Origin of the sequence: Streptomyces sp. WZ.A104, from assembly GCF_002382885.1 — a bacterium.
GTDB lineage: Bacteria > Actinomycetota > Actinomycetes > Streptomycetales > Streptomycetaceae > Streptomyces.
This window is the reverse complement of the sequence record NZ_NWVL01000125.1, coordinates 1-12,549: the sequence shown is the minus strand read 5'-3', so window position 1 is coordinate 12,549 and position 12,549 is coordinate 1. Positions and strand designations below refer to the sequence as shown.

The 12,549-nt window shown below is 71.5% G+C and carries 10 protein-coding genes, 1 other RNA gene and 1 pseudogene; 3 read left to right on the top strand and 9 right to left on the bottom strand.

What is annotated here, in order from left to right:
* Positions 1–35 precede the first annotated feature (35 nt).
* From CIB93_RS35700 to CIB93_RS35690, 3 genes are all read right to left on the bottom strand, one after another.
* Positions 36–2,276, bottom strand: coding sequence for a glycosyltransferase (locus tag CIB93_RS35700; protein WP_096632947.1), 2,241 nt, complete (start codon positions 2,274–2,276; stop codon positions 36–38).
* Complete coding sequence (locus CIB93_RS35695; protein ID WP_096632946.1) at positions 2,277–2,951, bottom strand: hypothetical protein; 675 nt, start codon at positions 2,949–2,951, stop codon at positions 2,277–2,279.
* Between the two features lie 161 nt (positions 2,952–3,112).
* The gene (locus tag CIB93_RS35690) at positions 3,113–4,084 is read right to left on the bottom strand and encodes a LysR family transcriptional regulator (RefSeq protein ID WP_096632945.1); all 972 of its coding nucleotides are present in this window, start codon (positions 4,082–4,084) and stop codon (positions 3,113–3,115) included.
* Between the two features lie 102 nt (positions 4,085–4,186).
* Between CIB93_RS35690 and CIB93_RS35685 the strand changes: the two genes are divergently transcribed.
* Positions 4,187–5,662, top strand: coding sequence for an MFS transporter (locus tag CIB93_RS35685; protein WP_257002516.1), 1,476 nt, complete (start codon positions 4,187–4,189; stop codon positions 5,660–5,662).
* 66 nt (positions 5,663–5,728) lie between these two features.
* Positions 5,729–7,495 carry a protein kinase gene (locus CIB93_RS35680; RefSeq protein ID WP_096632944.1) on the top strand — a complete coding sequence of 589 codons (1,767 nt, stop codon included), beginning with the start codon at positions 5,729–5,731 and terminating at the stop codon, positions 7,493–7,495.
* A 100-nt stretch (positions 7,496–7,595) separates the two neighbouring features.
* Here CIB93_RS35680 and ssrA read toward each other — a convergent pair.
* From ssrA to ftsE, 5 genes are all read right to left on the bottom strand, one after another.
* Positions 7,596–7,982, bottom strand: a transfer-messenger RNA (tmRNA) gene (gene ssrA, locus CIB93_RS35675).
* Between the two features lie 98 nt (positions 7,983–8,080).
* Positions 8,081–8,569: an SsrA-binding protein SmpB gene (smpB, locus tag CIB93_RS35670; protein WP_096632943.1), complete on the bottom strand. Its 489-nt coding sequence runs from the start codon at positions 8,567–8,569 to the stop codon at positions 8,081–8,083.
* Positions 8,570–8,587: 18 nt separating this feature from the next.
* Positions 8,588–9,775, bottom strand: coding sequence for a S41 family peptidase (locus CIB93_RS35665; protein ID WP_096632942.1), 1,188 nt, complete (start codon positions 9,773–9,775; stop codon positions 8,588–8,590).
* A 67-nt stretch (positions 9,776–9,842) separates the two neighbouring features.
* Entirely contained in the window at positions 9,843–10,763 is a 921-nt protein-coding gene (gene ftsX, locus CIB93_RS35660; RefSeq protein WP_096632941.1) for a permease-like cell division protein FtsX, read from the bottom strand.
* Positions 10,764–10,822: 59 nt separating this feature from the next.
* Entirely contained in the window at positions 10,823–11,512 is a 690-nt protein-coding gene (gene ftsE / locus CIB93_RS35655; protein ID WP_003968787.1) for a cell division ATP-binding protein FtsE, read from the bottom strand.
* A gap of 260 nt (positions 11,513–11,772) precedes the next feature.
* On the opposite strand from ftsE, the gene CIB93_RS35650 reads away from it, so the two are divergent.
* Positions 11,773–11,973: a hypothetical protein gene (locus CIB93_RS35650; protein WP_030589144.1), complete on the top strand. Its 201-nt coding sequence runs from the start codon at positions 11,773–11,775 to the stop codon at positions 11,971–11,973.
* 192 nt (positions 11,974–12,165) lie between these two features.
* Here the strand turns inward: CIB93_RS35650 and CIB93_RS35645 are convergent.
* Positions 12,166–12,549: pseudogene (locus CIB93_RS35645) on the bottom strand (hypothetical protein); the annotation flags it as partial.

Genomic DNA, 12,549 nt, shown 5'->3' with positions numbered 1-12,549 from the left:
GGGCCCGGCGGCGGCCGTGGGCCGGGGCGGCGCGGTCATGCGTGCGGCCTCCGGCCCGTACCGTTCCCGCCGCCGGACCCGGCCGCGGCACGCTGCGGGGGCCGGGTGGATGTGCCGCCGGGCGCCTCCACCGCCCCCGTACGGCGCAGCTTCTGCCAGCGCAGCCGGCCACCGGTGAGCGCGGTGATCCACGACTGGAGCAGCACCACGTACATGAGCTGGCGGTAGAGGATCTGCTGGAGCGGCAGCGAGATCAGGTGCACCATGCGTTCCTTGTCCAGCCGGAACGCGTACGCCGCGCAGACCGCCTGCACCACCAGCACCCCGAACCACGCGGCCACGGTCTTCGCGGTCGGCCCGAAGACCAGTCCGTACAGCAGGAACACGTCGATCAGGGGCGCCAGCAGCGGGGCGACGACCATGAACAGGGAGACGAACGGCAGCCCGACCCGGCCGAAGCGGCCCGAGGGCCCGCGTTCGATCACCGCGCGGCGGTGCTTCCAGATGGCCTGCATCGTGCCGTACGACCACCGGTAGCGCTGGGACCACAGCTGCTGCACGGACTCCGGCGCCTCGGTCCAGGCGCGGGCGTTCTCCGCGTAGACGACACGCCAGCCGTCCCGGTGCAGGGCCATGGTGACGTCGGTGTCCTCGGCGAGGGTGTCCTCGCTCATCCCGCCGACCCGCTCCAGGGCTTCGCGGCGGAACGCGCCGACGGCTCCGGGGATGGTGGGCATGCAGCCGAGTACGTCGTACATCCGGCGGTCCAGGTTGAAGCCCATCACGTACTCGATGTGCTGCCAGGCGCCGATCAGGGAGTCGCGGTTGCCGACTTTGGCGTTGCCCGCGACGGCTCCGACCCGGGGGTCGGCGAAGGGCTGGACCAGCTCGCGGACGGTGGACGGTTCAAACACGGTGTCGCCGTCCATCATCACGACGATGTCGTAACGGGCGTGCCGGATACCGTTGTTGAGGGCGGCCGGTTTGCCCGCGTTCTGCTGGCGCACGACCCGTACGCGGGGCAGCCGCATCGCTTCGACGAGGTCGGCGGTGCCGTCGGTGGAGCCGTCGTCGATGACGATGACCTCGATGGGGTGGTCACTGGCGACCAGCGAGCGGACCGTCGCCTCGATGCACTCGCGTTCGTTGTACGCGGGCACGAGGACGGAGACCGGGCGCATGAGGGGGTCGCCCCAGCGGAAGCCCTTGCGGCGGACCTTGCGGGCGTGGGCGAAGGACAGCAGCAGCATCAGCCCGAAGCGGGCCAGGACCAGGACGCCGATGACGGCGAGCCCGACGACCAGGACGCCGGTGATCCGCTCGGAGACGGCGACGGCGGAGACGAACGCCTTGCCCTTCCACAGCGCGAACCCGGTGACCGGGGTGTGCGCGCTGGGGGCGTCGAGGGCGGTGGTGAGCCGGGTGAAGGTGTAGCCCTTCTTCTTCAGGTCCGGCAGCAGGCGGTCCAGCGCGGCCACGGTCTGGGAGCGGTCGCCGCCGGAGTCGTGCAGCAGGACGATGGCTCCTTCGCCGTCCTTCGGCGTGGCCCGTTCCACGATGGCGCGGACTCCGGGGCGCTTCCAGTCCTCGCTGTCGGTGTCGTTGACGACCGTGAGGTAGCCGCGGCCGCCGATGTACTCGGTGACCGGCCAGGACTTGTTGTCCATGGCGTACGAGAACGAGGAGTACGGCGGCCGGAACAGCGAGCTCCGGATTCCGGCGGCGCCCGCCAGCGCCAGCTGGTTCTGGGAGAGCTCCCGGTCGATGCGCTCGGAGGTCTGGTAGGACAGGTCGGGGTGCCCGAAGGTGTGCAGGCCGATCTCGTGGCCCTCGTCGACCATCCGCCGGACCAGGTCCGGGTGGCGTGCGGCCATGTTCCCGGCGACGAAGAAGACGGCGTGCGCGTCGTACTCCTTCAGCTTGTCGAGCACCTTCGGCGTCCACACCGGGTCCGGCCCGTCGTCGAAGGTCAGGACGATCCGGTTGTCGGGTATGCGCAGTGTCCTGGGGACGCCCGCGCGGGCGTCGATGACGGGCCCGCCGCCGAGGACCTCCTCCGGCACCTGGGTGGTGGGCGCGGGCGGCCGTACGCGGTGGTCGGCCTGGAACTCGTTGTGGACGTAACCGCGCAGCATCAGCATCACGAGCAGGGCGACGAGCAGGGTCGAGGGCAGGAGGTAGCGCATGGGGAGCCTGAGCCGGCTCCGGCTCGGCTTCCGCTTCCGCGCGGCCCGCTTCGGCCGGTCGTACCTGCCCCGCGGGGCGGGGGAGTTCATTTACGGGGCGCTCTCTTCTTGCACCGGGGGTTCGGGAGTCTCGGTGGGGCCGCTCGTCGGAGCGGGTGGCTCCGGTTCGGGCTCGGGGGACGGCGGCAAAGGCTCGTCCGGCGGCTTGGCGGCCGAGGTCGCGGGGGCCGGCTCCGTGGCCCCGCCGCCCCCGGTGCCGCTGGGCGGCGCTGCCGGGGCGGAGACGGAGGGGCTGCCCGTCGATCCGGCGGGCACGACGACGGAGGTGGCCGAGGGGGCCGCGCTGCCGGGGGTACCGGGCTCCGGGGCTGCCGGACCGGAGGCGCCGGGGGTGGCCTCCGGTGCGCCGCCGGACGGGTCGGCGGCGTCGCCGGGCACGGGGTCCGCCTCGGCCTCCTCCGCCTTCGCCTCCTCCTTGGGCTCGGACAGGGGCAGCCAGGGGGCGCTGGAGCTGCCGCCGAGGACGGCGAAGACGAGGGTGACGGCGTAGGCGACGCAGACCGTGGCGAGGGCCCAGCCGAGGCGTCGGAAGGTCTTGCCGCGGCGGCCGCTCTCGTCGACGAAGACCGGTCCTTCGGAACTGTCCGGCGGGACGGGTTCACCGGGCAGCTCGGCGAGTTGACGCCCCAGCCCGTCGAGCTGGATCGTCGCGTCGTTGGGCTCGTGCGTGTGCCCGGTTCTCATGCCCTCGCGCCAGTTGTCCACGGCTGAAGCCCAACCCCCACTCAAGAATCAGGCGCACGGAATTGACTGGTTCTCTACTTTCGGACTGGGCCCCCACCTGTCCGCGCACCCTGACGTTCATCCACTCGGACGATGAATGTAGCGCACGGCATTGACGCCCAAGTGTCCCTGAGCGGAGTTGATCAGGAACAGTTGCGCATCAGTGACAGATCCTCCTCGGGAAGCCAGGAGCCGGGCGGTGGCACCATCCACCCCTGGGCTTGTGCCAACTGGTCAGTAGCGTTGCGCAGGGCGTCCACCCCCGGGTGTTGGAGCCCCTTGCGCCAGACCAGGGCCACCGGCGAAAGCGGAACCGGATCGACGAGCGGGCGCAGCACCGTTCCCGGCAGCGTCGGGAAATCGACAACGGCGAGCACAGGGTGACCGGCTTTCGACATCACCCGTTGAAATTCGGCCACGCCCACGGCGAGCGGGATGGGCGGGGCCAGCACGATGCCCCAGGCGGCGAACAGCTGTGCGGCGAGGTCGGTCCACTCCAGCGTCCGCTCGTTGCCCGCCCCCGCGTAGACGGTCTCTCCGGACAGCTCGGACAGGGCGATGGCCTCCCGGCCCGCGAGGGGGTGGGAGACCGGGAGCATCAGGGCCATCGGCTCGTACCGCACCGGCTGTACGGACAGCTGCGCGAGCACCGCGGGGCGCAGTCCGGCGGCCCGGCCGAAGGAGGCGTCGAGCCGGCCGGCCAGGATCTCGGCGGCGGCCCAGGTCAGCCCGGACTCGAAGCGGGCCATCAGCTCGCACTCCGGAACCAGCTCCCGGGCCCGCTCCAGCACCCGGGCGGCGGTCGCCCCCTCACTGTTCAGGTCGACGAGCAGCGGCCGGGCGGACGAACCGCTGAAGGCCCCGGTGAGCTCGGCGTGCGCGTCGAGGACCCGGCGGGCGTACGGGAGGAGGCGCTCGCCGTCCGGGGTGAGGGCGACCTGACGCGTGGTACGGACGAACAGCTCCGTACCGAGTTCGCGCTCCAGCCGCCGGATGTCCCGGCTCAGCGCCTGCTGCGCCACGAAGAGACGGGCGGCGGCGCGGGTGAAGTGCAGCTCCTCGGCGACGGCGAGGAAGGCGCGCAGGAGTCGGGGGTCGGTGTCGGGGGCGGGCACGCGGCGAATCTACAGCGCGGGAGACCACTCACAACACCTCTGCGTGAATCGGCCCGGAGAAGGTGTTGGACCCGGGCGGCGGGCCAGGGCGAGTCTGGCCGTATGCCGATACGCCCTGCCGCACCCCCTGCCGCCCGGCCGCTCCGGGCGGCCCGGCCCGCACCCTCCCCCACTCCCCTGCTCACGGTCGCGGGCGGCCATCTGATCGCGGCCCCGCGCGCCGCGCCGGAGCGCGTGGGACGGCGGCCGCCGAACCCGTATCTCCGACTGCTGGCGACCCCCGGGGCCCGCGCGTTCACGGCGGGCAGCCTGATCGCCCGGCTGCCCATGGGGATGCTCGGTGTCAGCGCGGTCATCATGATCGCCGGGTCCCGCGGGTCGTACGCCCTGGCCGGGGCGGTGACCGCGACCGGGCTGGCCGCTACGGCCCTCGTCGCGCCGTTCACCGCCCGGCTCGTGGACCGCTTCGGGCAGGCGCGGGCCGCTGTGCCCGCCACCGCGATCGCCGTGCTCGGTTCGCTGGCCCTGGTGCTGTGCGTACACCACGACGCCCCGGCCTGGACCCTCTTCGCCGCGTACGCCGCGACCGCCACCACCCCCAACACCGGCGGGATGGCCAGGGCCCGCTGGGCGCGTCTGCACCGGGGCGATCCGGCGGCCCTGCACACCGCGAACTCCTTCGAGCAGTCCGCCGACGAGCTGTGCTTCATGCTGGGCCCGGTCCTCGCCGCGACGCTCTGCGGGGCGCTGTTCCCGGAGGCGGGCACCCTGGCGGGGGCGCTGCTCCTGATGACCGGCGTCCTGGTCTTCACCGCCCAGCGCGCCACGGAACCGCCGGTCGCCCCGCGCGCGAGGGCGGTGTCCTCCCCCCTGCGCACCCCCGGGATGCCCGCGCTGCTGGCGGTCTTCCTCGCCACGGGTGCGGTGTTCGGGGCGCTGGAGGTGGTCTCCATCGCGCATGCCGGGGGCGCGATCCTGGCGCTCCAGGCAGCGGGCTCGGGGGCGGCGGGCCTGGTCTACGGTGCGCTGCGACCCGCCCGGAACGTCCACCTCCGGCTGGTGGTCTGTCTGGCCGGGATGACGGCGCTGATGTCCCTGCCGCTGCTGGCCGCCGCCGCGTCGGCGTCCCTGCCCGTCCTGGCGCTCTGCCTGCTGCTCGCGGGCGCGGCAACGGCCCCCACCATGGTGACGGGCATGACGCTGGTCCAACGGGCCACGCGCCAGGAGCAGTTGAACGAGGGCATGACGCTCTCGGTGACCGCGCTGCTGGGCGGGGTCGCGGCCGGGGCAGCGGCCGGCGGATGGCTGGTGGAGCATGCGGGGACGGCCTCCGGCTACGCGGCCCCGGTGTGCGCGGCGGCCCTCGCGCTGGCCATCGCCCTCGCCGGTGCGGCGGGCCGCGGGGTCAGAGCCCGAGTCACTCCGGCCGGCGCCGCCCGCAGCCGGTGGCCCGGTACCACTGGGCGGGGGGCTTCAGCTCGCGGCGCGGGCGGCGGCGGGCGTCCCGCGGTTCACCGGACGCCCCGGCCGTCCGCCACGATCCGCGCCGCCAAGCCCACCGCACCGAACAGGAGTTGACCTGGCCAGATCGCTGGGAGAGGCTGGCCCGGCCGCTGTTCACGCGTACCCGGGGGGACTTCTCGTATGGCGACCACGACCGGAGGTCTGCGCGTCGGACCTGACTCGGCTCCGGACCGGTACCGGCTGCGGCGTTCCATCGGCCGCGGCGGCGAGGCGGTGCTCTACCTGGCCGACCTGGAGCTGTCCGGAGAGGCCGAGCCCGTCGTGGTGAAGGTCCTGGACACCCGCTCCACCATGACGGCCGAGGGCTTCGCCCGGATCAGCGCCGCGTGGAGCGACCAGGCGGAGCTGCTCCGCTTCGTGCACCGGGTCGGGGTGATCGGCGTACGGGAACACTTCGAGGGCCCGCCCCCGCACCCGCCGGGCCGGGCCGCGGAGAGCACCGGCCGCTGCCTCTACCTGGTGATGAACCACGTGGAGGGCCTGGACCTGCGGGACTGGCGGGCCGAACGCACCCTGGAGACGCCCGACGAGCGGCGCGAGGCCGTGCGCTGTCTGGAGCAGCTGGCCGAGGTGCTGGACCGGCTGCACTCGGGCAGCGCCACCCCGTCGGGCCGCGTGGTGGTGCACGGCGATCTCTCCCCCGGCAATGTGATGGTCGACTCCGACGGCCAGGCCACCCTGGTCGACTTCGGGCTGAGCAAGCTCGCCCCCGAACACCGCACGGCCGAGGTCTGGTTCACCCCTGGATTCGCGGCTCCCGAGGTCCACGAGGGCGTACGGTCCCCGGCCGCCGACCGGTACGCATTCGGTGCCCTCGCCTACTTCCTGCTCAGCGGCGAGACCCCGCCCGCGACGCCGGAGCAGCTGCGCGAGCGGTTCACCGCGCTGCCGGAGGTCACCGGCCTGCCGCCCGAGCAGCGGACCGCCCTGCTCGCGCTGTACGAGGCCGACCCCGGCCGCAGACCGGAGTCCCTGACCGGTTGGGTGCGGCAGTTGCGCCCCGCGGTGGTGGCGACGACGTCCCGCGCGCGCACGGTCACCGCTCCTCCGCCGCCCACGTCCCCGCCGCCGGGTGGCGCGTTGCCCGGGGCCGCGTCGCCCGGGTCCGCTTCCTCCGCGCGCCCGCATTACGTCGCCCCGCAGACACCACCGGCACCAGCGGCACCACCGGGATCACCGACGCAACCGCCGACGGCCGTGGCAGCGCCTGCCCCCGGGCGCCCCCGCCGGAAGTACCTGCTGCCGCTGGGCGCGGCGGCTGCCGTGACGCTGCTGGTGGTCGGCGCGGTCCTGGGCTCCCGGCTGGCCTCCGGCGACGACGACGGCGGCACCGCCTCCGGCAAGGGCCCGGAGGTGACCCGTACGGCCACCGAGAGCCCTGCGGCAGAGCCGAGCACCGAGCCCGGCACCCCGTCGGAATCGCCCGGGACACCGACGGCCGACCCGTCCGGCACCCCGGACGCGTCACCCTCTTCGGACTCTTCGGAACCCACCGCGGGAGAACCTCGGTCCTTGACGGCGCTGACGCCGGTGGACGGCTCCTCGTGGGACACCGAACCGTCCGTCCTGAACACCCGGGAATTCGAGACGGCGATGACCACGCGCCTGCCGTGCCACGGGATCAAGGTCACCGAGTACAACCTGGAACGCGCCTGGTCCTCCCTCCGGTTCATCGGCGGCATCACGGACGACTCCCCCCAGTCGGAAGGAAAGGTGACGTTCCTGGGCGACGGAAAGATCCTGGAGTCCGGAGCCCTGTCCCTGGGCAAGGAGCGGGCCTTCGACGTACCGGTCGACGGCGTACTGCGGCTGCGCGTCACCCTCGACACCGCGTCCGGCGACTGCAAAGGCATCGCCGCTCTCGCCGACCCCGTACTGGAACCCTGACCCGTCCCTCCCTGGGACACACCTGGGCACGGGAGACGTCCGGACATGGGAAAAGCCTCCGCCCCGCGAGTGAACTCGCGGGGCGGAGGCTTACATGGGGTGGTGGAGATGGCGGGAATCGAACCCGCGTCCAACGGTGCGGAACCAGGGCTTCTCCGAGTGCAGTTCGCTGCGCTTTTCTCGGCCCCGGAGGTCACGCGAACAAGCCTCCGACAGGCTCAGCCACTGTTTGATTTCCTCCTCGGCCCCGTGGCCGGGCCGAGAAGTTTAGATCCCTAGTTGATGCCAGGATCCGGGTCGGGATCACCCCCGGGCTGACACTCCGCAGAGTCTTCGCTAGCTGCTAATTAGGCAGCGAGGGCGAAGGCGGAGGAATCGCGCTTGGAATTGGCGATTATTGTTTGCGACATATGGTTTACGAGATCATTGCCGCTTCCTCGACTCGCTTCCCCTGCTTCGACATCCGCTGTCGAAACCGATCATCCCCATGTTGATTTTTCAATCCGCGCACCTTCGCTGAGGTGCGTGGCCCATCGTACGTGACCAACGCGGGACGATGCCACCGTATTCCCGCCCACGGCCCGGTCAGGCGCTGCGCTGGCGCCGGCGGGCCGCCGCGATGGCGCGGTTCGTCTCCCGCGTGTCCTGCTTCTCGCGGAGCGTCTGGCGCTTGTCGTACTCCTTCTTGCCCTTCGCGAGCGCGATCTCGACCTTGACCCGGCCGTCCTTGAAGTACAGCGCGAGCGGCACGATCGTGTGGCCCGTCTCCTGCGACTTCGACGCCAGCTTGTCGATCTCGGCCCGGTGCAGCAGCAGCTTGCGCTTCCGCTTGGCCGCGTGGTTGGTCCAGGTTCCCTGGACGTACTCGGGGACGTGGATGTTGTGGAGCCACGCCTCGTGGTCGTCGATCTGGACGAACCCGTCGACCAGGGAGGCCCGCCCCATGCGCAGCGACTTGACCTCCGTCCCCATGAGGACGAGACCGCACTCGTAGGTGTCGATGATGGTGTAGTCGTGCCGCGCCTTCTTGTTCTGCGCGATCATCTTGCGCCCGGTGTCTTTTTCCTTCGCCATAGTGCGGTCATTTTCGCACTACGACCCACCCCCGAGGCCACTCAATACCGTCTCGGCCCGCTGCTGGGCCCGCTCGTGCACCACGAGGTCGGGGGTGATGCCCCGGCCGTCGACGTTGTGGCCGCCCGGGGTGCGGTAGTGGCCCACGGTCAGCTCGGCCACCGAGCCGCCGGGAAGCTTGCTGGGCATCTGTACGGAGCCCTTGCCGAAGGTGGGCGTACCGACAGTGACCGCGCGGCCCCGGTCCTGGAGGGCCCCGGTCAGCAGCTCGGCGGCGCTCATCGTGCCGCCGTCGACGAGGACGACGACCGGCCGGTCCGTGTCGCCGCCCGGATCGGCGTGCAGGGCGCGCTGCTCCCCGCGTACGTCGTACGTGGCGACCAGGCCGCCGTCCAGGAAGGCGGAGGCGGCGACGACGGCCTCGGCGACGAGACCGCCGGAGTTGGCGCGCAGGTCGAGCAGTATCCCGGCCCCCTCGGGTGCGGACCGGACCGCGTCCCGGACCTTGGCCCCGGCGCCCTTGGTGAAGGCGGCGACCTTGATGAGGACCGCCGAGGAGGGCTCCGCGCCCAGCCTCCGCACGGTGACCGCCTCGGTGGTCAGCCGGGCCCGCTCCAGGGTCCTGGTCCAGCTCCGCCCGTCCCGTACGAGCCCGAGCTCCACCCGGCTTCCCGCGGCCGCTCCCGTACCGTCACCGCGGAGTAACGCGACGACCTCGGCGACGGGGCGTCTGTCGATACGGCGGCCGTCCAGGGTGCGCAGCAGGTCACCGGCGCGGATACCGGCCCGGTCGGCGGGGCCGCCGGGCTGGACGCGGGAGACGCTGACGGCCCCGTCGTCCGTCCGTCGGGCGGAGAGCCCGACACCGGTGTACGAGCCGTCCAGGGCCTGCTCGAACTCCTCGTACTCCCGCTGGTCGTACACCGCGCCCCAGCGGTCCCCGCTGCGGCTGACGACCTCCTCGGCGGCGTCCTTCACGGACTTCCCGTCGGCCTGCGCGTCGGCGGCGGCGTCCTCGATCTCGTCGCGGTCGACCGGGGCGACGGTCGAGGAGACGGCCCGGGTCCGCGGGCCGGGGGCGGCATCGGGCTCCTGCGGCAGCGAACCGGTCGCCGCGGCGGTGGCGAGCACGCACCCGAAGACCAATGTCAGGGCCGCCCCGCGGCAAAGGCCGCGGGGCCCGAAGCGGTGCGTACAACCCGACATGGCGCCGAGTCTAGGACAAGCCTCCTGGGGCGGACGGGTACTTGCCCGTGCGCCCCAGGGGCACATGTCACACCTTCAGGTACTTGCGGAGCGCGAAGAGAGCCGCAACGGCCGGCATCAGGAGGCCGATCGCGAGCACCAGCGGGAGCTTGGTGAGGACCGCGTCCCAGCCGATGAAGTTGATCAGGTTCAGCTTCTCCTGGAGCGCGAGGCCGCCGTCGATGAGGAAGTACCGGCCGCCGAGCAGCATCGCGCAGGCCAGCACGCCGCCGATCAGACCGGCGACGGCCGCCTCCATGATGAAGGGGGCCTGGATGTAGAAGCCGGAGGCTCCCACCAGGCGCATGATGCCCGTCTCACGTCTCCTGCTGAACGCGGAGACGCGCACGGTGTTGACGATCAGGATCAGCGCGATGACCAGCATGAGGATCATCACGTAGATCGCGACGACGTTCATGCCGTTCATCAGCTCGAAGAGGTTGTCCAGGATGGACCGCTGGTCCTGGACGGACTGCACCCCGTCCCGTCCCGCGAAGGCCGTGGCGACGACCTTGTACTTCTGCGGGTCCTTGAGCTTGACGCGGAACGACTCCTGCATCTGGTCGGGCGTGATGTTGCCCGCCATCGGGGAGTCGCCGAACTGCTCCTGGTAGTGCTTGTACGCCTCGTCGGCCGTCTCGAAGTGAACGGGCTTCTGGACGGCGTCCATCTTCTCCAGATCGGCCTTGATCTGGTCCTTCTGCTCCTTGGTGACAGCGCCCTTGGCACACTTGGGCATGTCCTTGGCGTCGTTCTTGTTGCAGAGGAAGATGGAGACGTTGACCTTGTCGTACCAGTAGTCCTTCATCGTGCTGACCTGCTCGCGCATCAGCAGCGCACCGCCGAACAGGGCGAGCGAGAGGGCGACGGAGACCACGACCGCGAAGGTCATCGTGAGGTTGCGGCGGAGACCGACGCCGATCTCCGACAGGACGAACTGGGCGCGCATGGCGTCCTTTCAGTGCAGTGCTCGATGCTCGAAATGCGCGGGGGCCCGAGGGCCCCCGGTCAGTGCTGGTAGCCGTAGACGCCGCGCGCCTGGTCGCGTACGAGACGGCCCTGTTCGAGCTCGATGACGCGCTTGCGCATCTGGTCGACGATGTTCTGGTCGTGGGTCGCCATGATCACGGTGGTGCCGGTCCGGTTGATCCGGTCCAGCAGCTTCATGATGCCCACGGAGGTCTGCGGGTCGAGGTTGCCGGTCGGCTCGTCCGCGATCAGCAGCATGGGGCGGTTCACGAAGGCGCGGGCGATGGCCACGCGCTGCTGCTCACCACCGGAGAGCTCTCCGGGCATCCGCTCCTCCTTGCCGCCGAGGCCGACGAGGTCGAGCACCTGGGGCACCGCCTTGCGGATCTCGCCGCGGGGCTTGCCGATGACCTCCTGCGCGAAGGCCACGTTCTCGGCGACCGTCTTGTTCGGCAGCAGACGGAAGTCCTGGAAGACCGTCCCCAGCTGGCGGCGCATCTGCGGCACCTTCCAGTTGGACAGCCGCGCGAGATCCTTGCCGAGCACATGGACCATGCCCGTGCTGGCGCGCTCCTCGCGCAGGATCAGCCGCATGAAGGTCGACTTGCCGGAGCCGGAGGAGCCCACCAGGAAGACGAACTCACCCTTCTCGATGTCCAGCGAGACATCGCGCAGAGCCGGTCGGGTCTGCTTCGGGTAGGTCTTGGAGACGTTGTCGAATCGGATCACGGATGCACCACGGTCGGCCGGGAGTAGGTGAGCGTGACCATACGCGAACCGGGCTCACGCGTGCAGGCGGCGTCCGACAATGGGCGATTTATGGCGAATGACCGCCCGGAACGCATCGGGGCGGACCGGCCCTTGTCCGGCGGGCCGCGCCGAAAACGGCGCGAGCTGGCACAGTGGTGGGGGGAACGGTTGCGTTTCCCTGAGCGTTGTGCGGAGAGAACGCAAGCAAGCGGCTCCGCCGCGCGGGAGGAGGAATGCGCATGACCTATGACCGACTGGTGTGCGCGAACTGCGCGGCGCCCGTGAGCGAGGGTCGCTGCCGCGTCTGCCGTGCCGTGCGGCAGCAGATGCTGGAGGAGCAGGGCCAGGGCCCGCTGGCCGGGATGAGCCCCGTCATGCTGATCGCCCTGATGGTGGTGCTGCTGACCGCCCTCGCACTGCTGGCGCACCAAGCGGCCTGATCCGGCCCGCCGCGCCTGCCCGGCCCGTCCGGGGCTCGTAAACGTGTGCGTACGCCCGTCTGAGCGGGCCTGACGCCGGAAGGGCCCGGAAGGAGTGAACCACTCCTTCCGGGCCCTTCGTCATGCTGTACAGCGCCGTGTACGGGGGTCCCACTGGCTCGTTACGGAGCTCCGTACGGGCTCGTACGGGTCCTAGGCGACCGTACGACCGCCGCCGACCAGCCGCGGCAGGATGCGGAAGCCGATGCCGCCCGCGATCATCGTCGCGGCACCGATGACCAGGAAGGTGGTCTCGCCCGCACCGGTTTCGGCGAGCTCTTCCTTGCCCTTGCTCTGCTCGACGGGCTGGTTGCCGACGCTGTCGGTGTCGGTGTTGTTGTCCGTGCACTCGGCACCGTCGAGGTCGACGGTGCAGGTGCCGGCGCCGCCGTCGCCACCGGTCGCGGAGCCGGTGGCGCCGGTCGTGGCCGAACCAGAGGTACCGGTGCCGCCCTGGTCGCCACCGCCCTGGTCGCCACCGCCCTGGTCGCCGCCACCCTGGTCGCCGCCACCCTGGTCGCCGCCACCCTGGTCGCC